17 protein-coding genes and 6 pseudogenes are annotated in these 18,987 nt (G+C 57.3%); 12 read left to right on the top strand and 11 right to left on the bottom strand.

Annotated elements, in window-relative coordinates; all coding sequences use genetic code 11:
* Positions 1-210 precede the first annotated feature (210 nt).
* Both N8E88_RS11150 and N8E88_RS11155 read left to right on the top strand, forming a co-directional pair.
* Positions 211-465: a type II toxin-antitoxin system RelB family anti-toxin gene (locus N8E88_RS11150; protein WP_262291799.1), complete on the top strand. Its 255-nt coding sequence runs from the start codon at positions 211-213 to the stop codon at positions 463-465.
* Positions 465-1,786 (top strand): annotated as a pseudogene (locus N8E88_RS11155) (type II toxin-antitoxin system HipA family toxin). Before N8E88_RS11150 ends, N8E88_RS11155 begins: the two are co-directional and overlap by 1 nt.
* A 222-nt stretch (positions 1,787-2,008) precedes the next feature.
* On the opposite strand, the gene N8E88_RS11160 reads toward N8E88_RS11155, so the two are convergent.
* Positions 2,009-3,388 (bottom strand): transposase, encoded by a 1,380-nt coding sequence (locus N8E88_RS11160; protein WP_262291800.1) that lies wholly within the window; start codon positions 3,386-3,388, stop codon positions 2,009-2,011.
* A gap of 188 nt (positions 3,389-3,576) precedes the next feature.
* On the opposite strand from N8E88_RS11160, the gene N8E88_RS11165 reads away from it, so the two are divergent.
* From N8E88_RS11165 to N8E88_RS11175, 3 genes are all read left to right on the top strand, one after another.
* Entirely contained in the window at positions 3,577-5,181 is a 1,605-nt protein-coding gene (locus N8E88_RS11165; protein ID WP_262291801.1) for a serine hydrolase, read from the top strand.
* Positions 5,182-6,123: 942 nt separating this feature from the next.
* Positions 6,124-6,597: an ADP-ribosyltransferase-containing protein gene (locus N8E88_RS11170; RefSeq protein WP_262291802.1), complete on the top strand. Its 474-nt coding sequence runs from the start codon at positions 6,124-6,126 to the stop codon at positions 6,595-6,597.
* A gap of 50 nt (positions 6,598-6,647) precedes the next feature.
* Positions 6,648-6,920 carry a hypothetical protein gene (locus tag N8E88_RS11175; RefSeq protein WP_262291803.1) on the top strand — a complete coding sequence of 91 codons (273 nt, stop codon included), beginning with the start codon at positions 6,648-6,650 and terminating at the stop codon, positions 6,918-6,920.
* A 219-nt stretch (positions 6,921-7,139) separates the two neighbouring features.
* Here the strand turns inward: N8E88_RS11175 and N8E88_RS11180 are convergent, their stop codons facing one another.
* The gene (locus tag N8E88_RS11180) at positions 7,140-7,724 is read right to left on the bottom strand and encodes a GNAT family N-acetyltransferase (protein WP_262291804.1); all 585 of its coding nucleotides are present in this window, start codon (positions 7,722-7,724) and stop codon (positions 7,140-7,142) included.
* Positions 7,725-8,189: 465 nt separating this feature from the next.
* On the opposite strand from N8E88_RS11180, the gene N8E88_RS11185 reads away from it, so the two are divergent.
* Complete coding sequence (locus N8E88_RS11185; protein WP_262291805.1) at positions 8,190-8,720, top strand: dihydrofolate reductase family protein; 531 nt, start codon at positions 8,190-8,192, stop codon at positions 8,718-8,720.
* A gap of 350 nt (positions 8,721-9,070) precedes the next feature.
* Here the strand turns inward: N8E88_RS11185 and N8E88_RS11190 are convergent, their stop codons facing one another.
* The 3 genes from N8E88_RS11190 to N8E88_RS11200 all read right to left on the bottom strand — a co-directional run bounded on the left by N8E88_RS11190 (position 9,071) and on the right by N8E88_RS11200 (position 11,077).
* Entirely contained in the window at positions 9,071-9,364 is a 294-nt protein-coding gene (locus N8E88_RS11190) for a type II toxin-antitoxin system RelE/ParE family toxin (protein ID WP_262291806.1), read from the bottom strand.
* Complete coding sequence (locus N8E88_RS11195) at positions 9,364-9,618, bottom strand: type II toxin-antitoxin system ParD family antitoxin (protein ID WP_262291807.1); 255 nt, start codon at positions 9,616-9,618, stop codon at positions 9,364-9,366. Before N8E88_RS11195 ends, N8E88_RS11190 begins: the two co-directional genes overlap by 1 nt.
* A gap of 181 nt (positions 9,619-9,799) precedes the next feature.
* Positions 9,800-11,077 carry an adenylate/guanylate cyclase domain-containing protein gene (locus N8E88_RS11200; RefSeq protein WP_262291808.1) on the bottom strand — a complete coding sequence of 426 codons (1,278 nt, stop codon included), beginning with the start codon at positions 11,075-11,077 and terminating at the stop codon, positions 9,800-9,802.
* 544 nt (positions 11,078-11,621) lie between these two features.
* On the opposite strand from N8E88_RS11200, the gene N8E88_RS11205 reads away from it, so the two are divergent.
* Positions 11,622-11,987, top strand: a complete 366-nt coding sequence (locus N8E88_RS11205) for an MmcQ/YjbR family DNA-binding protein (protein WP_262291809.1) — start codon at positions 11,622-11,624, stop codon at positions 11,985-11,987.
* A gap of 44 nt (positions 11,988-12,031) precedes the next feature.
* On the opposite strand, the pseudogene N8E88_RS11210 reads toward N8E88_RS11205, so the two are convergent.
* Together N8E88_RS11210 and N8E88_RS11215 are read right to left on the bottom strand one after the other, a co-directional pair.
* A pseudogene (locus tag N8E88_RS11210) lies at positions 12,032-12,251 on the bottom strand (antifreeze protein); the annotation flags it as partial.
* A 272-nt stretch (positions 12,252-12,523) separates the two neighbouring features.
* Positions 12,524-12,649: pseudogene (locus tag N8E88_RS11215) on the bottom strand (SulP family inorganic anion transporter); the annotation flags it as partial.
* A gap of 56 nt (positions 12,650-12,705) precedes the next feature.
* Here N8E88_RS11215 and N8E88_RS11220 point away from each other — a divergent pair.
* A pseudogene (locus N8E88_RS11220) lies at positions 12,706-12,960 on the top strand (SulP family inorganic anion transporter); the annotation flags it as partial.
* A 108-nt stretch (positions 12,961-13,068) separates the two neighbouring features.
* On the opposite strand, the pseudogene N8E88_RS11225 reads toward N8E88_RS11220, so the two are convergent.
* Positions 13,069-13,674: pseudogene (locus tag N8E88_RS11225) on the bottom strand (protein-L-isoaspartate(D-aspartate) O-methyltransferase); the annotation flags it as partial.
* A 145-nt stretch (positions 13,675-13,819) separates the two neighbouring features.
* Here N8E88_RS11225 and N8E88_RS11230 point away from each other — a divergent pair.
* The 3 genes from N8E88_RS11230 (at position 13,820) to N8E88_RS11240 (ending at position 16,240) form a co-directional block, all read left to right on the top strand.
* Complete coding sequence (locus tag N8E88_RS11230; RefSeq protein ID WP_262291810.1) at positions 13,820-14,701, top strand: hypothetical protein; 882 nt, start codon at positions 13,820-13,822, stop codon at positions 14,699-14,701.
* Positions 14,702-14,714: 13 nt separating this feature from the next.
* Positions 14,715-15,236, top strand: a complete 522-nt coding sequence (locus N8E88_RS11235; RefSeq protein ID WP_262291811.1) for a cupin domain-containing protein — start codon at positions 14,715-14,717, stop codon at positions 15,234-15,236.
* A 200-nt stretch (positions 15,237-15,436) separates the two neighbouring features.
* On the top strand, positions 15,437-16,240 hold the full coding sequence (locus N8E88_RS11240; RefSeq protein ID WP_262291812.1) for an SDR family NAD(P)-dependent oxidoreductase: 804 nt from the start codon (positions 15,437-15,439) through the stop codon (positions 16,238-16,240).
* Positions 16,241-16,309: 69 nt separating this feature from the next.
* On the opposite strand, the pseudogene N8E88_RS11245 reads toward N8E88_RS11240, so the two are convergent.
* Both N8E88_RS11245 and N8E88_RS31810 read right to left on the bottom strand, forming a co-directional pair.
* Positions 16,310-16,647, bottom strand: a pseudogene (locus N8E88_RS11245) (transposase); the annotation flags it as partial.
* Positions 16,613-16,885: a terminase small subunit-like protein gene (locus tag N8E88_RS31810; RefSeq protein WP_410010561.1), complete on the bottom strand. Its 273-nt coding sequence runs from the start codon at positions 16,883-16,885 to the stop codon at positions 16,613-16,615. The pseudogene N8E88_RS11245 and the gene N8E88_RS31810, both read right to left, overlap by 35 nt.
* Before the next feature lie 527 nt (positions 16,886-17,412).
* Here N8E88_RS31810 and N8E88_RS11250 point away from each other — a divergent pair.
* Positions 17,413-18,018 (top strand): hypothetical protein, encoded by a 606-nt coding sequence (locus N8E88_RS11250; protein ID WP_262291813.1) that lies wholly within the window; start codon positions 17,413-17,415, stop codon positions 18,016-18,018.
* Between the two features lie 160 nt (positions 18,019-18,178).
* On the opposite strand, the gene N8E88_RS11255 is transcribed toward N8E88_RS11250, so the two are convergent.
* A complete protein-coding gene (locus N8E88_RS11255) occupies positions 18,179-18,844 on the bottom strand; it encodes a GntR family transcriptional regulator (protein ID WP_262291814.1) in 666 nt (221 codons plus the stop codon).
* Positions 18,845-18,987 lie beyond the last annotated feature (143 nt).

The raw sequence follows: 18,987 nt of genomic DNA on the forward strand, positions 1-18,987 counted from the left end.
CCCCGCCCCCGATTCTGTCCATAATGGCTATTTAAGCTAATTGGTCGCAACAGCCAAAGCGAACTTTGGTTATATCCCTTTCGACTAACCATTATACGTAAAAGCGTATAATCTTGTTTTAGGCGCCTTCGCGTATATCTCAGATTTAAACGCAAACACGTATATTGACGAGTTATACGGCCTCGCGTATATTGATGATGGAGGCTCGTCATGACCGATTCCATTGCCCGCACTGAAAAACAGCTGGGCGCTATTATCCGCCGCGCCCGTAAACAATCCGGCCTGACGCAGGGGGCTTTAGGCGATCTGATCCATCTGCGCCAGGGGACGATCTCACGTCTTGAAGCCGGACAGCCTGCCGTCCAGTTGCGCACGCTGATGGAGGCGCTCTCCGCCCTCAAGCTGGAACTGGTAATCCGTCCCCGGACGCAGGCCAGCGCTTCCGACATCGAGGATATATTCTGATGGCACGGCGCAAGGCGCATGTGCCTCTCAATGTTTATTTGAATGGCCGCGTTGTCGGCGTGCTGCGCCGGGAAACCTCCGGCGCTATCGACTTCACCTACGCGCGCGACTGGCTGGATTGGAGCGAGACCTTCCCGGTGTCACTCTCTCTGCCGCTGCGCGAAGACCGCTATATCGGCGCGCGCGTCACTAATGTTTTCGACAATCTGCTGCCGGACAACGAACCGATCCGCAAACGTGTCGCAGAACGCGTGGGCGCAGAGGGCATTGATCCTTACAGTCTGCTGGCAGCGCTCGGCCATGACTGCGTCGGGGCTTTGCAATTCCTGCCCGAAGGCAGCGAGCCCGGCCCTGCAGGAAGCGTTGAAGGGAAACCGATCAGCGATGAAGAAATCGCAGCGCTTCTTGCCAATCTGGCAACCGCTCCGCTCGGGATGGGCGATGATGCGGACTTTCGGATTTCGATTGCCGGTGCGCAGGAAAAGACGGCCTTGCTGTTCAGGATGGCCAGTGGTTCAAGCCTTCCGGCACGGCAGCGACCACTCATATCCTCAAGCCACAGATCGGCCAGATCGCAGACGGTCTCGATCTGTCGGACAGCGTCGAGAATGAATATTTCTGTCTCAAGCTGCTGGCGGCATTCGGGCTTCCGACCGCCCATGTCGAGATCGCCGATTTCGGGGAGCGGCGCACACTGATTGTCGAGCGCTTTGATCGCCGCTGGACGAAAGACAATCGCCTGCTGCGCCTGCCACAGGAGGACATCTGCCAGGCCCTGTCCATCCCGCCAACCCGCAAGTACCAGTCCGAAGGCGGCCCGGGCAAGCGCGACATTATTCAACTGCTCAAAGGCAGCGACAGCCCTGATGAGGACATTGCCGCCTTCATGCGCGCCTGCATCCTGTTCTGGCTGATCGGCGCGACCGACGGGCATGCCAAGAATTTCAGCATCTTTCTGGGGCCGGGCGGGCGGTTCCACATGACGCCGCTCTATGACGTACTGACTACCCAGCCGAGCCTTGATAGCGGGCAGATTCTCCGCAGGAAATTCAAACTCGCCATGTCGGTCGGCAAAAACAATCACTATGCGCTCGATGAGATTGTGCCGCGCCATTTCCAGCAGACCGCCGACGAGGCGGGTATGGGGAAAGCGGCGCTGCGGGCAATTTTCGAAGAGCTTGCCGCGACCGCTGGCAAGACAATGCAGGCTACTATCGATCAACTGCCGAAGGGATTCCCGCCAAAACTCGTCGAGTCAATCGCCGCTGCACTGAACGGCCGGATACGGCTCATTGAACACTATCTTGAGGGAGGCAGGTGACTGCAGACCCTCTAGCTATCCCTCTCGTTCCGAATGAATAGGCCAAACAACGATGGCTGCTTCGCGCCCGCGGAGCAGCCATTGCGTAGTGTCTGCTACTTGCCGATATCGTTGAAAAACTCGGCCAGGTAGCTGTTCATCGGGCTGTTGCAGCATCCTTCCGGTAGGGATGATGGGCTATCTGCCCCGCACTTTCGCGTAGGGTATCCTTTCTGGCCGCTTTTATGCAGCAATGACGCCGTGTGGTGGCCTTTGTGGTCTGAGTTTCGCCAGTCTTCTGAGGTTCTGGGCGGTTGCTGCAAGCAGGAATTCGTCTCGCGCACCACATGGACCTCGCAGCCTCAAACGCGCCATCCGGAGAATGCGTTTGAGGTGAGCGAAGAGCATCTCGACCTTCTTGCGGCGATGCCGGGACCGCTCGTAAGCGGGTGTGGCGGCAATAGCTCTGGCGACATCGCGGGCATCTTCGTTGAGATCACGCGGCACCTTGCGAGCAGGCGCATTCGGGCAGCAGCGCTGTTTGAATTCGCAGGCGTCGCAGTTCTTTTTGCTGGCGCGATAGAGCCGCGTCCCTTCACTCGTTATCCCCGATCTGGGCGATGCATAGGTTCGGTGAAACTGCTTGAGCTCTTCGCCTGCCGGGCAGATGTAGCGATCATTCTCGCCATCCCAGGTGAAGTCCGAACGCGAGAAGGTCCCGTCGGTCCTGTTGGATTTATCAAACACCGGAATGTGCGGCGCGATGTCCTTTTCCTTGACTAGCCAGGCAAGATTGTCAGCAGAACCGTAAGCGCTGTCGGCTGCCAGATAGCCTGGCTTCAAGCCGAAGCGGTTCTCGGTTCTGTCGATCATCGTGCGGGATGCTCCGACCTCCGCCTGACGGATCGCTCGCGTAGCCTCGACGTCAAGGATGACACCGTGATCAGTATCGATCAGATAATTGGTGGCGTAGGCGAAGAAGGCATGCCCCTTATGAGCACCTGTCCACTGAGCTGCCGGGTCGGATTGCGAAATGAACTTCGGCGTCACCGGCGAGGCAGCGCCAAAAGCCGCGTCATCCAGAACCGCCAGATATTCCTGAACCGAGCGGCCAGCATCGTCTTCGGCTTTCCATTCAGTGCCGGGCACCGAACGCTGCTTATTGGCGTCCGCCGCGATCAGGCTGGCATCAACCGCAAAGCCTTCTGCTCCCACCAGCCCTTGGGCAAGGCACCGTTCCACCACAGTCTCAAACATGTGCCGGAGGATATCACTTTGCCGGAACCGGCCATGACGGTTCTTCGAAAAACTGGAATGATCCGGTACCTTTCCGTCCAGGCCAAGGCGGCAAAACCACCGATATGCGAGATTGAGATGGACCTCCTCGCAAAGTCGCCGTTCCGACCGGATACCCATGCTGTAGCCGATAATCAGCATTCGCATCATCAGCTCAGGATCAACTGAGGGCCGCCCAGTGTTGCTATAAAAAGGCTTCAACTGTGCTCGAACGCTATCGAGATCGAGGTGACGATCGATCCCGCGCAGCAGATGGTCCGCAGAGACATAATCATCGAGGCAGAAGTCGTAGAAGAGCTGCGCCGAAACCGCCTGACATCCCATCATTCGCCTGATCCCCTGCAAATCACTCAGAGGATTGAATCACGCGTCCCAAGCATCGGCAATGCCGAGTTTTTCAACAATATCTGCCAACAGCTGTCATTGTGAAGCCTCCGTTCACCGCCAAGGAAAGTCGAGCAAGTATCACACAGTTCGTGTATCGTCAGGCCATCACCATGCGAGGGGGAGTGGAGATGACCGAAGCTGCAAAGCGATATGCTGGGCATATCCGTGTTTTGTGCCTACGACGTCTCGTTGCGGTAGTGTTGGTGGGCGTTGAACCAATCGCCAGCCAGGCCCAGTCCTTCGAGCACGCTACAAAAGAAAAGATCTTGGCAGCCTTGCCAAAGTTGGAACTGGCGGCGCAACAAGTCATTGCCAGTGACGGGGTTCCGGGTATTTCGATCGCCGTCGTCTATCAGGACAAGGTGATCTACTTGAAGGGCTTCGGCGTTAGAGAAGAAGGCAAAAGTGATCTGGTCGACGCCGATACGGTGTTTCAGCTTGCCTCGTTCTCCAAGCCGATGGCCTCGACCGTCGTGGCGGCGATCCTGAGCGAAGGGGTGGCGAGTTGGGATTCGCGAATTGCCGACATCTCCCCATCCTTCCAGCTCTATGACGCCTATCCGACCGCACAAGTGACCGTGCGCGATCTCTTTTCTCACCGCAGCGGCCTTCCCGGAGGGGCCGGAAACGAACTCGAAGAGATCGGCTATGACCGCGACGCGATTCTTCAGCGGCTCCGCCAGGTCAAGCCGGAGAGCAGCTTTCGATCGGGCTATTCCTACAGCAATTTCGGCCTTACCGCGGGCGCGGTCGCTGTGGCCAAAGCGGCAGGCATGAGCTGGGAGAATGCGGCAGAGGCCAAGCTGTACAAACCGCTTGGAATGTCATCAACCAGCTCGCGCTACGCCGATTTCCTGACGCGAACAAACCGCGCCACCCTCCACGCCCAGCTCGACGGCAAATGGAGAGCGCTTGCCAAACGCGACCCCGACGCGCAGTCACCCGCAGGCGGCGTCAGCTCCAATGCGCTTGATCTCGCTCAATGGCTCCGGCTTGAGCTCGGCAAAGGCAATTATGATGGCAGACGCCTGATCGACGCAGAAGCGATCAGCCAGACCCATATGCCGCTGATGGCGCGCGGTAAAAACCCGGTGACCGGCGGATGGTCGTTCTACGGACTTGGCTGGAATGTGGAGTATGGCCGTTACGGCGAAGTTTGGGGCCATGCCGGCGCTTTCAGCACTGGCGCACGGACGCTGGTCAGTTTGCTCCCCGCCGAGGAACTCGGCATCGTCGTCCTTACCAACGCTTTCCCGACGGGTGTTCCCGAGGGCCTTGCCGACACGTTCTTCGAGCTCGTGATGACCGGAAAGACGACAAAGGACTGGGTCGTCGAATGGAACAACATTTATGGGCAGCTCTTTGGGCCGGCGATCGACGCCGCGGTCAAGCGTTACGGGACACCGCCCGCCTCCCCGCTGCCAGCGCTCCCGCTGTCTGCCTATGCCGGCACCTACTTCAATCCTTATGTTGGCAAGGCAGTAGTAGCCGAGAAAGATGGCACGCTCGAAATTCGCCTTGGGCCAAAAAGCGAGTCGGCTTTCCCGCTCAGCCATTTTGATCGAGACCTCTACACCTACCGGCCGTCTGCGGAGATGCCGAACATGCCCGTTGCGGTCACGTTCGAAATCGGGCCAGACCAGAAAGCGAGCCAGGTCAAGATCGACGATCTGAACGAGCTTGGGCTTGGCGTGTTGCGTCGCATTGAGATTGACCGTCCCGCTTCACCTTAGCTTCGCTCTCGGCGCAGCCAAGCGCCGTCTTGGAAGCGCGTGGAACGTAAATTGAATGGAGGTTATATCTCGGCCACATTCACGCGCTCGCCAAACGCCGCCGAAACAGAGACATAGAAACAGGAACGCAGGCTCAAGCGTTCACTTGTTCACAGCTGCGAAGCAACGCGCTGATGCCAACGACCATGTTCTTTGTTTGCCGCAATGTCACACCCAAAACCGTAGTTCCGGGTCCAGCAATGATCCTGGGCGCAATCCGGCATATCCGCATACAACGGAAAAGCGTGTCGCCTGCCTACCAATCTCGCCGGATCAGGCAACCAATTCGGTGGATATTCTGGAGCAAGTTGCTTTTCCACGTCCGAATTCTAACAAACGTCGGTGGAGACCGTTTGGGGACGTAAGACAGGCGCATGACGGCGTGCCAATATTGTTCACTGGCATATGCTCTCGCTAATTCTGAATGCCGGTGCAAATCGGCATTTGGTATGCAGTCAAAGGACGCGAGCAGCATCATGCCGCCAGAAATTGAGGGTGCGGATGAGAACTGCCGTTCGACCAATGTTTAACATAACGATACGTGAGTATAATACCAAATCAGACGATTTCCCTCCATCATTGTCCAAGATAAGCGGCGCTCCGTCGTCGGCATTTGCTGCAGTAACCGCAGTCTGAACGATGAAGGCAACTACAATGTCAAATAAATCCCTAGAAGGAGAACTGTTGCCTGCGACCACGCAGACAGAAAATCCAGTGGTGACTGTCGAGGGCCTTAGGGTCAGGCTGAACAGTGCTGTAGAGATTGCATTTCTATATGGAGCGACCGAATGGGTTCGTCTCAACTATCCGTCCCAATACGAGCGGTTATTGATGCGGTTTGACGACAGCACATCGTTGGAAAACCACAGTTATATCCACTGATCCACCTCGCGAGGTTTGGCGATGTCCCCAATCACTTTGACCTTATGTCATGGCACAGATTCTGAATTCCAGGGTTTTAATGTCAATGAGTGCAATGAATGCGGCGCGTTTGGTCGTGGTTTTTACTTCTCCAACGATTTCGAACTTGAGCGGGTGTACTCAGATGGACTTGATCCAGTGGTTGCCAAGGTAGCCCTGCAAAACCCTTATATTCTCGACGTGAATCTGCCCCATGACGAATATCTGGCGGCATCCAGGATCTTCCGTCCCGTTCGGCATGCTCGGGAAAGACTAATCGGACTGGGCTATGACGGGGTTGTGCTGAGACAGGATAGCCATGTCGAAACCGTGGCCTTTTATCCCAGTCAGATACATAGCTATGGCCGACGCCCGGACTTCCCAATTCCAAATGAACGAAAACTGCAAAACATACTCCCCGTTTTCCAACTCTGGGGTATCCAAATTGGATTCGGTCGCCGGCACCACAACACCTGAGCGACAAGGTTGCCAAGCGCTGCACAAGAACTTCGACCAGGAGATGAGAGATGTTTATCAAACCATTGGTTTTTATAACTGTGATAGGGCTGTCAAGCCTGCCGTTGACGGCATACGCGGAGGGATACTTTTACGAGTATAATCCATCTGGCGGCATTCCGTTTACGGATCGCGCGCCAGACCACCTCGATATTCATGACAACGAGGGCTATGGTGACCACAATTTCCTTAACTTCGGTCAACAGTGGGAAAAACCTAGCGCAACCGTAGTTGGGAAAACGTCAGCGCGACATCGCGTCAGCATGTCCCCGAAACAGCAATAGCGCCCAAGATATTGCGCGAAGGTTTGTCGGGCAGGCCGGCGTCCGAACGTCCGCTCAGCGCCCTCATATCGGTCGTAAAAGCTACATCGTCAGACTTACAAAGCGGACATCGCCATAACCCGATTAAGCGCCCGCCGGTAGACGGTCTCGCCCGCCCGTTCCATATTCGTTTCGCGGCGGAGCCGCGCACGGCGCCCCTGGGCCACAACGAATTCAAGTTCAACGCGCCCGTCGCAGCATCGGGACGAGCGTCGGCGACGAACCGACCTGGATCGCGCCGAGAGGTTCGAAGCCATAGCGTCGATAGAACGGAATGTTGCGCGGATTCGAGGATTCCAAATAGGCTGGCGCGCGATCGAGATCACACCGTGCGAGTGCGTACGCCATCAAGGCGTCACCATGACCTTCGCCTTGATGCGCCGGGTCTACGCCGATCAGGGGCAGGTACCAGTGTGGTTCGCTCGGGTGGTACTTGGCCATTTGCTCGAATATGGCCGTTGTTTCGGGAGCAAGTGAGCGCGCAACTGTGGTCTCGAGCACCGTACCAAGCCCTTCTTCGTCGGAATGCGCGCCGGGCGATAGCCACAGCGCAGTTCCGGCGTAGCCGTCGGTGCAAAAGGCAGTTCCCCCAGAGAACGCGCTACTCCCGAACGCCCGGATCATTCGCGGCATCGCCGCAAGGTACTGGTGTGCATGCGGCCAGGTCCATCGCGCCATGGGGTCCGCTGCAAACGCCAGCATGACCGTTTCGACCGCCAGATCTTCCTCGGCCGCGGCCATAACTCTCACGGTTTGCGATTTCATATTGCCCTCCTGAGTAGGTGGTCCGACGCGGCAACCGCGCCCGTTCTCAGCTATGCATCGTACCCGGATGACGGAGTGTGCGATACCAGTTGCTGCTGGTCACAGGTAATGCAACTGAAGTCGCCCGCTTTGGAGCGAACGCCCTAGATGCTGTAACAATTACCGATCAGAACAAATTCCCGTTGCTGACGCGTGACGTGTTTAAATACCCGGTTTTGGAAGCCGACAGAAGTGGTTAGAATGTGTGTTCAAGGACGATGCGAAACGGCCGCTTCTGATCGATGTCATTCCGTAGGCTGCCGTTCGCCCTCGGCGCCAAGGTGATGCCACTGGTCTGACCAAGCGTTAAACGGCCTCTGATTATTTGCTACATTTGCCAAAGTGACGATAGTTTGTGCCCAACCTCTCTTCTACGCTACAACGAGTCAAAACAGTCAAAAAGACCTGGGTTGGAGACTTAGCTGCATGGCAAGGATCGTCTTTGGAATGAACCAGTCCCTGGACGGCTATGTCGACCACCAGGAATTTGCGCCGGATCCCGAACTGTTTCGTCACTGGATAGGGCACGTCCGCGGCCTGACAGGCAGTGTGTACGGCCGCCGCATGTACGAGGTCATGCGCTATTGGGACGAAGACCGTCCTGCATGGAGTGCGGAGCAACACGACTTCGCGATGGCGTGGCGGAGCCAACCGAAGTGGGTCGTGTCGCGCTCGTTGAAGTCGGTCGGCCCCAACGCCACACTTGTCGAGGATGACATCGCGGTGGCGATACGTGGCCTGAAGACTCAGCTCGTTGGGGAGATTTCAGTTTCCGGACCAGAGCTGGCACAAAGCCTGACGGACCTTGGCCTTATCGATGAGTATCGGCTCTACTTCCACCCCGTCGCGCTTGGTCGCGGCAAGCCATTTTTTGCCGGCCCACGGCCACCGCTCCGCCTTGTGGCCAGCGACTTAATCGGCGCGGACGTGATTAGGTTAACCTACGTTCCTGCTTGATCACACACTCGCCCAACGGATCGCGCCGATGCAGCAGGTCCGCTTTGAGGCCGGTAGCTGAGCGACAGCTATTCAATGGAAACGACCCAAAAGCTGGCAGTCTTCGGCCCCATCCCGGTCATTGATAACATTAGTTTAGTTGCCGCAATAATGGTTAGATGTGCTATCCAGGGCTCATTGGAAAGCTCACTTTAAATGCCACGCCTTGATGGAAATTGAACCATCGATCCGAAGCAATATGCGGGATGATTCAGTGGCATACGGCAGCTTAAGGATGTCGGGCCGTCTGTTACACTCCTAACGGTGATTACTCTGAAAGCAACTGCGCTTGTCTGTTCAATCGGCGGACCCTAAGCAGGCTCGCTGGCCCAATCTTCATGTCCATGGCGTATTCGAATCACGAAAATGGTTCCGTTCTCTTGGATGCGGCAGACAATCAGATGGGCTTTGAACGGATGGATCCTGACCGGCGGCGAAATCTCTTCGCGCTCACGCGCCATTCGGGGATTCGCGGCGATCAGTTCAAGTACCGCGAACAAGTCGTCATGGTACCGCCTGGCCTGTAGAGTTCCGAACATGCGGATACCTTGCTCGGTGATGACAATGATGTCTTCTTCCGCTTCGACAGAAAGGCTAAAACGCATTATTTGCTGCCGCGCGCCGTTTCCGTGCGCGCGGCAGCCGCAGCGAAGAGCTCGTCCTTCGACCGGCTGCCAACACCACTTTTGAGGCCGTCATCGACGAAGCGTTGCATGGCAACAATCTTATCGCTACGCGTTTGGTCCCTTCGAATCAGATCGCGCACATAGTCACTCGCATTGGAGTATCGCCCGGTCCTTGCCTGGGCTTCGACCCAATCTTTCATTGGATCCGGTAGAGACACGTTCATAGTAGCCATTCAAGCCTCCATTTGCGCCCAGATTAACTGAGTTTGGCAAAGTTTGTCAAACCTGATCCTCTTAGACACGAAGTTTCAGGCGGGCAACATTCGCTCGTCGAAGCAGGAGTCATATCTTGAGCTGGCGTACCGATCAGATTGTTTCCGCCAAGAACTGATTGGCACGATTTCTTGCTGGCAGTTAGGCAGATTGCAGAGAACCTGTCCCGATGGCGTCCGCATCAGCAGGCGCAAAAAGCCGAACAGGCGTTGTGATACCGCGGATCCGGTGTTTGCCGCAGGAGACGAGCGGCGTGCCCACTTCGGCGGCGATGTCGGCCGTCAACAGTACCGGTTGGGCCAGCGTCTTGCAAAAGTCCTGGATGCGGCTGGCCACATTGACCGCGGTCCCGATCACCGTGAAGTCAAGGCGTTCCATGCTGCCGATGTTTCCATATGCGACCTCGCCAATGTGCAAGCCGCAGCCGAAGTCAATCGGCTCCTCGCCGCGGACGCGTCTCTCCGCATTGATCGACGGAAGCTGCATGCGCGCCGTCAGCGCGGCATCAAGCGCCCTTTGACAGGCAACGCCCGAGCTACCGGCCTCCTCCACGGGAAAGATGGCCAAGACGCCGTCGCCCATGAACTTGATGATGTCGCCGCCGAAGCGGCGTACAGCCCTATCAAGCAACTCGAAATAGCTGGACAGGGCGGCCAAAAGCGAGTCGGACGGCCAACGCTCGGCCTTTTCGGTGAAGCCGCGTAGGTCGGCGAGCAGGATGGCGCAGGTAAGGCGGCGTACGTCGTTGCGCTGGATTAACCCGTCGAGCACATTGCTGCCGGGGGCCGCGCCGAGATATGTCCGCAAAACTGCGCCGAGGGTGAGGCGTTGGGCGCGTACCTCGAGGGGTGTCGCCATCGGCGGAACCGCCGCGCGCAACAAGGCGGTCGCCTCCGCAGTAAAGCCCGAGGCGGCCTTCGTGGCGAATGTTATCCCCGGCGTCTGGCCGAAAGTGAACGGTATGAGCTCGCAGACCAGCTCTTGGTAGCCTTCGTGGGCAAGTTCGTTGAGAATTGGCATGCGCGTTTCGGTGCCGTGCGAAACATCGAAGCGGACCGCCGTACCGCGGTCGAGCGCCTCCTGATAGGGGGAAACGAGCATCCGTTCAGAATTGTCGAAGTCATGGCTGAGCGGCACAAGCCACGTGCCGCGCTCACGCGTCCAGAAGTAGTTGTGTCCGGGATAGACCGGATGCAGCGTCTTAAAAAGGAGCACGCAGCGATCGATCGGCACGCCGGCCTCAGTCAGCCGCCCACAAAGCCCATCGAACAGCTTCTCCGAATCCAGCAGGCGGGCTCTGGGGCCGGTCAGCCAGCGGGTGTAGTCGGCCACCCAGGGATGCTCAACAGGAGCCGGCCCGACGTCGATTGGCTGGCCACAATGCCACTCCACCCACTCGTTCTTGACACCTTGCTCCATCCGGGGTCTCCGCTGTGCGGGAAATCACGTCGCTGATTATAGCAGACACGACTGAAACCGCAGTGTGCCTTCTTCAGGTGATCGAAGACATCGACCGCAACCGACTTGCTGCCACAGCTCTCGGTTCCAGTGTTGCTGCTTTATAGCCGCGGGGATGCGCGCGTCCCCATGGACCGGGGCGTGGGACGGTCGAGACCAGCATGTTTGCCCCGGACTGCAAGCCGATAAAGCCTCGCCGGCATCGGGACGCAGCAGCACACGGCCTACGGTGGCCTCCGGGGCCAATTGGCTTATTGCCCGCCAAGGATCGCAGGTCTACCGCGTGGGCACCGCATGTTGGGCCGCATAGCCGTAGAGGGCCGCGGCCGGCCTTGCGGCCGAGCCAGCCGCTCTGCTAGGCTCCGAGGTCCTGATTTCAGGTTCTCCGGAGGACTACGACGCCATATGCCATTTGCCATCGACCGTCAAATCACGGCGATACGAACCGCCCTGAATCTTCTGCGGTCAGAACAAGAACCACCGCCAGGGTGGTTGGAGGCGCATCATGAGCTTATTCGAACCTCGGAGCTTCGAGAGCTTCACGACTTCGCTTCCCAGTGTCTCCCTCGTCGAGCAGTGGGGATCCCGGGTGGCAAAAGTAGGAGGCAAGGTATTCACGCTTCTCAGGCTGACATCCCCGGATCTGCACAGCATCGTGTTCAAGTGTCGAAAGGATAGCTTCGTCGTGCTAACCGGCATCGAGGGTGTCAGGCAGGCTCCCTACTTCGCCAAGGGGCAATGGGTCTGCGTGCCGAGGGAGGTTGATCTCAGCAATGCCGAACTCCAGGCCTATCTGCGTCGATCGTACCTGCTTGTTACAGCGGGCCTCACGAAGAAAGTTCGTCAGGAATTAGGTATCCCTCTCGAATGAATTGTGCCAAGCGGACCACTGTGGCCCGCTTGTTACCCTTTTGATTAACTCTTGAGCCGGGAATTGCACCGCTGTAATAGCCACCGCCCTTCTGAATCCATTTCAGTCCACCAAGAGAGTTGTTCTGTTTGTTGACATAGTATTGTTCCAGGCACGTGTGCATGCGCGCCCTACCTGCGCTTTCATTGGAAAACTTGGTCGCAACAGCACTCGGAATCCCACGCCGCGCGGAGCGGCTGCCGTCGGTGCTGCTGGCTCGCCGTTGTAATGTGGCGGTATCGGCGGTCGGAGCGGCAAACGCACCGAGCGGCACCGCAATGACACCAAGCCAGCCTTCAGGAGCTCAGCCGTTGGAGAGTTGTTACCCTAACGTACTTGCTCCGCCGGAACGCATGCATGAAGCTGCGGGAACGCCAGATCCGCGCAGACTATAACTGCGTCGTTGAAACTGCGAATGAGCAGCCGGATCAGAAGCGTTTCCTGGAGCATTGACAATGATAGTTGCCACCAGCCAGAGGTCCAGGCCATGACCTTGACAGCGCGTAGCCTATCGGAGCCGCTATGCTTGCATATAGCCCCGTTTCCAGAGGCAGGCCCACAATCGCCGGGTAGGCAATGGCACTTGGCAAGCCAACTGCGGCGACCGCGAGCCCGGCCGATATATCGCTCGGTAGCCAACTGGCCCGATATCACCTCAGGCTTCTGAAAACGGGGATGGTTCGGTCCTTCCAGGATACTGATTGTCGGACCGGACGCGGCAACCATGACCGTGCTGGCCGCGGCCGTGACATCGATCGTCGTCTCCCTGCCGGCGGACGCAGCGGTAGATCGAGCCATGGTTGCATCGCTGATCGCCCTCGTCGTTGGAGCCATATGCCTCGCAGCTCGCCTGTTGCGACTCGGCGTCGTGGCAACATTCCTTTCGCGCCCGATCCTCGTCGGTTTCTTCGCAGGCATTTCCGTATCGATCATCGCCTGACACGGCTATCTAATTGAAGGGCGAAAACGATGCCGAGCTGCGATCACCTCTGCACGGCTACCTGGGCTGCAGTGACGGGACGCTCTCCTCTGACCAGTTCTACTCGCTGATCAAGGGGACGAACATCACCGAGCCGAGGTCTTCCCGCTCAAAGTCGGTTTCGCTCGTACGAGTTAGTTCGCAAAGCGTCTGACTCCGTTCGTCAAGGCCGACTGGCATTACCAAGCGGCCACCAATGGCCAACTGCTCCTTCAGCGCCGCAGGCACTCTGGCTCGCCCGCAGCGACCAGAATGACCACGAAGGGTGCGGCCTCTGGCCATCCCTTCGTGCCGTCACCAATACGCAGATCGATGTTGTCGTAGCCGAGATCCTGCAACCGATCGCGGGCGGATTCGCCAAGGGTGCGATGTCGCTCGATGGCAAACGCACGCTTAGCGATCAAGCTGGCCACCGCCGCCGCATAGCCGGATCCTGCACCGACATCGAGGACCGTTTCTCCAGACATCAAATCCGCGGCCTCGATCATTAGCGCAACGACGTAGGGCTGCGAAATGGGTTGGTCCTCGCCTATAGATAAGGGGCTGTCTTCATAGGCAAACTCTTCAAGTCCCGGATCCACAAAAGCTTCGCGCGGCACGCGGCGCATCGCCTGCAGAACATGAGGGAACATCTACCATTCGGTTCCGCGCACGCGAGAAATCACGCATCCCAAGCGCTCCGGTAGCGGTGTGCATCCGCTTCTTAAAGCATGAACGAAGGCGATTGTTCCGGATTCCGACGGGGCCAGCACGCCAATGCCGATATTGGCAACTCGTGGCGGCCTTCAGACGTTGCATGCCCAATGTAGATGTCATGAAGGTTATTATCTTGACCAACCCTGGTTCCAGCAGCAAGAAACGGAAGCTTGGGACGCTGGCCGCCTTTCCTTACGACCGCATGACGGTTGAACGGTTCCGTGAAGCGTTCCCGCGTGCACGATGGAGCGACGACAAGCGAGCTTGGTTTGTGCCGGGCAAAACTGCTGCGAGTCGTCTGGACCGATGGCTGGCACGCGAAGCTGATCAAGCACTACCGCACGCCGACGCTAAAGGCCGGGACGCGTATGCGTTTGAGCCCATCACCAGCGCTTATCTGGAAGCGGCCGAAGATTTGCGCGTTAGAACACCCTATTCGAAGACTGTTGTCGAGCAAATGCGGGCGATCCCATGGGCGCACTGGGACGAGGAATTGCGGGCATGGCGCATTCCGTTCCGATCTTATGAAGAATTGCTGCAACGATGGACCACCATAGAGGCTGCCGCTCGTCGCAACGAGCCGGAGGAACGCAAGCGGCGGCTGGAGTTGCAGAAGAAGTCGTCCAGTTATAAGGCTGCTCAGCTTCGCCATGCGGAACGGCGACGCCGACGGTATCCCCTTCCCTCGGAAGATCTGCCGCCACTCGGGCGTCCGTTGATGACCGAACGGTATGGCATCGTGACATTTACGGACGTATCCGGGGAGTTGGTCGACCCAACCACGCTGGCGTCATTTTACCCGCATGCTGCGACCGGCATGTCCAACTACGTGTGGGGCACGTGGCGATTGCCGACGCTTGCGGAGCTCGTCGCAACATGGCCCGCTCGTCCTGAATCCGAGCGGAAGGAGGAGTCACGCGGATGGTGGCAACCGACCTTGGGTGAGCTGCGATTGGCCCGGCGACAAGCGCGGTCGATCGAGCGCCGAAGGCGGCGGTGAAGAAGTGCCCACCATGACCGAACTGCGGCCAAAAATCGGCAAGCCCGAAACCTTGCAACTCAGCCGCAGCAGCTGGGTGCCCAACAATCAGCGGTTCTCAGTGCTGATCTATCACAACGTGATGGTTTCAAAGGGAGAAGACGCCGCGGAAGCGCTGGAATACATGTTTCGGCGCAATGATTGGCCACCCCAGTGGCGAAACGGCGTTTATCCGTTTCATCACTATCATTCGACGGCACACGAAGTCTTGGGCGTCGCCGACGGCAGCGCAAGGCTAATGCTCGGCGGACCCGATGGGCAAGAGGTGAGTGTGACAGCGGGTGACGTGCTTGTGCTTCCGGTGGGCACGGGCCACTGCCGCCTGGAGGCAAACCCCGATTTTCTTGTTGTCGGCGCGTATCCTCCAGATCAGACAGCTAATTTTTGCCGCGAAGCACCGACCGCCGCAATGACCGCGCAAATGAAAGGCCTCTCGGCTGCTGTGTCGGATCCAGTAGGCGGACCCGACGGATGGCTGCCCAGAATATGGCGATAGATCGATCAATATCGTCCGGTGAAAATGCACTTGCTGATGGAATTATCCCCTGTGCTAGAGACGATTAGCTCTCCCCACGACTTCGTTATCAGTGTTTTTGCAGCTGATGATTGCGAGTCATCACGCTATGGGGCACGTTTACTCAAACTTCCGTCGATGATGATTATCTATGCGTAATACCCAATCTAGGAGAAACTCCCATGGACCTGAAATTGACAGGCAAGACAGCTCTTGTGACTGGATCTACCGCAGGAATCGGGCTAGCAATCGCCAAGCGGCTAGCGGCTGAAGGGGCGGACGTCGTCATTGTCGGCCGATCACAGGCCAAGCTGGATGAGGCAGCAAAGATCATCACCTCTGCGACGACTTCCAAAGTCGCGCCGGGCATCCGCGCCGTGCTCGCAGATGCTGCGACCGCCGAAGGGGCTGCCGTTCTGCATCGGGTAGTCCCGACCGTGGATATCCTCGTCAACAACCTCGGCATTTACGAATCCAAACCCTTCACCGAGATCACTGACGCGGATTGGCTGAAATTCTTCGAGGTAAACGTGCTCAGCGGTGCGCGTCTTGCTCGTCAATATTTTCCAGACATGCTGGAACGAAATTGGGGACGGATCATCTTCATCGCCAGCGAATCCGGTCTTGTTGTTCCGCCGGACATGATCCATTACGGCATGACGAAAACGGCGCAACTCGCCATATCGCGCGGCTTGGCAGCGTTGACGAAGGGGACGGGCGTAACGGTAAACTCGATCCTTCCCGGCCCTACCCGATCCGAAGGCATCGTCGACTTCCTGAAGAGCGTCGCCAGTGACCCGTCTTTACCGCCCGAGGAGATGGAAGCCGAATTCTTTCGCAACGAACGCTCTACGTCGCTGCTGCAACGCATGATCGAACCCGAAGAAATCGCCGATCTGGTGGCCTATGTGGCAAGCCCGCTGTCGGCGGCGACCAACGGAGCAGCGCTTCGTGTCGAGGGCGGCATTACCCCGACAATCGCATAGGAGGTCATGATGTCCAATCCATCCGGCGACATCGGGACTGCCAGGTTCGCCGGGACTCCGACAGGGTATCTAATGGTGTTGTTTCAAGGGGATAACATGTTCGTCCAACTCGAGGCGCGGATGGAGCGAGGAGGATCGGTATGGTGGCCTTGGTGGTCTGAGTTTCGCCAGTCTCCTGAGGTTCTGGGCGATTGCTGCAAGCAGGAATTCGTCTCGCACACCGCATGGATCTCGCAGCCTCAAACGCGCCATCCGGAGAACGCGTTTGAGGTGAGCAATGAACATCTCGACCTTCTTGCGGCGATGCCGGGAACGCTCGTGAGTGGGTTACGGCAATAGCCCTGGCGACGTCGGGGGGCATCTTCGTTGAGATCACGCGGCACCTTGCGAGCAGGCGTATTCGGACAGATGCCACTTAGATATCGTGGACATTGCAGGCATGTTGTCATCACGGCAAATCTCGCGGACGCTCTGGCCATCTGCTATCCGCTCGCAGATGATATCTTCAGTTGCCGGCTTATATTCGAGCGGACGCTTTCCGGGTTCCTTGGTTCTAGCCATTAGCAACTCGCTTGCTTTCTGATGGGATAGGCTGTTGATTGCCCTCAAGGCCTTGGAGGAGGCCGTCAATGACAAGCACGACATGCCCTATTTCAGATGAACCGGTTGAGGTGATCCCCACCCTTGGCGACTACGCAGAATTTGATTGCCCAAGTTGCGGTCGCTTTCGCATATCGCGGACAGCACTTAAGCTGATTGCCAACCGCTCACGCAGGAGGCGAGAAACTCTGTTGGACAAGGCTAGGGCCGACGCTCAAGGTGGCGACGGCGTACCCTTTATCCGAAACATTTTTTAACGCAGGAAGGCCGCTCGCATGCTCAAACTAACGTCCGCACAAGGACAAACTATCTACGTGAATCCGAATACGATTGTTGCGGTTCAGAAATTTCACGACGCACGTCACACTACTATTCACACTCTAGGCAACCAATCACCGAGTCATTTTTGTTTAATGGTTGTAGAAGAACCAGAGGCCGTCGCCACTCAATGGGCCGAGGCTATGAAGTAACTTCCATAATCACACAATGCGTTGTTAATCTTTGTACCCATTTGGGTAGGGTGCAAAGCCGCAAGTAAGAACGTATATTTCCCCCTTTGGGTGGGGGAAGCCATGATCGAATTGACCTTACTTGTAGGCAACAATACGAAAGCCCAACTCGATGGGACAAGAGTTCTCAAGCTTCGGGGCGGATCACTCGACGGCGTACCGGCAGCGGGTACGGTCGTCACCTGGGACGAACCAATGGTGGTGAAGGAAGACCTTGGGTATGTCGCTTCTGCTGTTCAGGCCGAGTTACCAGTATTGAGACAATTGAAACTTCCGGTTGGCAAGCCGGTGTGGTTCAACGGACACTTGGCAAGAGGTCCGGTCAGGTTACTCAGCAACGAAACCGGAGCCGGTGCCCGTTCGGCTTTTGTTATTGATGGCAAGAAGCAGCGAGTTTCGAACACCCATGAAGAAGTCGCAGCTGTTATAGCCTCCGCGAATGGTGACGTTGAGCCGATCCCAACCGATAATTTGGTTAAGTCTTCAAACAATTTCAAAAATTCAAGAATGGCTTCAACCAATCCCGTGATTGCCGACCTCCTGGGTCTGGCGCGCGTCCAGCCACCGCGCCCGGTCTTGCCGTTGCAGGAGGACACCAGAGATGACATCCGGCAGGCATTGGAGACACTCGAACTCGCCGGGCACAGGAGTGCCCAGCGCAACTGCTAAAGTCATTGGTGCAAGGCGAGCGTGCTGGCCAAGCTCCCCGTCGCTTTGCGCCTGATCGGTCTACAAGGACAGCGGATAACCGTTCAGTGGGGCAATGACCTCCCGCGCGGCAGAAGCCTTTGCGACAGGGCAGGTACTTACTGGACGCCCTTCCGAACCTCTAGCCTGCGCGCGCTTCGCGCTGCGCCAGCGTTGCAACCAGATCACTGAAGCGATCACCCTGCACGGCGATATGCTGCCGGAGCAGTGTGCGGGCCAGTTCCGCTTCTCCGGACAGGATGGCTTCGACGATTCCCGCATGCTCGCTATACGACGTTTTCATACGATTGCGCACCCGAAGCTGGAGGCGGCGATAAGGGCGCAAGCGGCGATGCAACGCAGTACACTGCTCGATGAGAAAGCTGCTATGGCTCGCGGTGTAGATGGCCTGATGAAACCGTTCGTTGTCATAGTAATAGGTGTCCGCATCATCGGCATTGGCGGATTGTTCGCATCGGCCGTGAGAGGCAAGCAATTCGGCCCGGTCCGTGTCCGTATGGCGGCGTGCGGCGAGGGACCCGGCCATTCCTTCCAATTCCGCCATCACCTCGAACATTTCATAGATCCGGTGCGGTCCGGGCTCGACAACGACGGCACCGCGCCGAGGACGAATCTCGATTAGGCCGATGGCGCTAAGCTGCATCAACGCTTCGCGGACAGGCGTTCGCGACACGCCGAATTGCTTCGCCAACTGCATCTCGTCCAGTCTTTCACCTGGAGCGAACTGATTGGTGACGATACCGTTTTCGATGTCATCCCGCAGTTTTTGTACGATGTTTTCGGCCATGGTCCCTCACAAAAAATGCAAGACATCTAATCTTGTATACAAAATGGTTGACTCTACACACAAGATACGTTAAATATTATATATCATTCCAAAGCATGGATGCAACATATCTACTTTTGCCATGCAACATATCTACTTTTGCC

Origin of the sequence: Phyllobacterium zundukense (genome assembly GCF_025452195.1) — a bacterium.
Lineage (GTDB): Bacteria > Pseudomonadota > Alphaproteobacteria > Rhizobiales > Rhizobiaceae > Phyllobacterium > Phyllobacterium zundukense_A.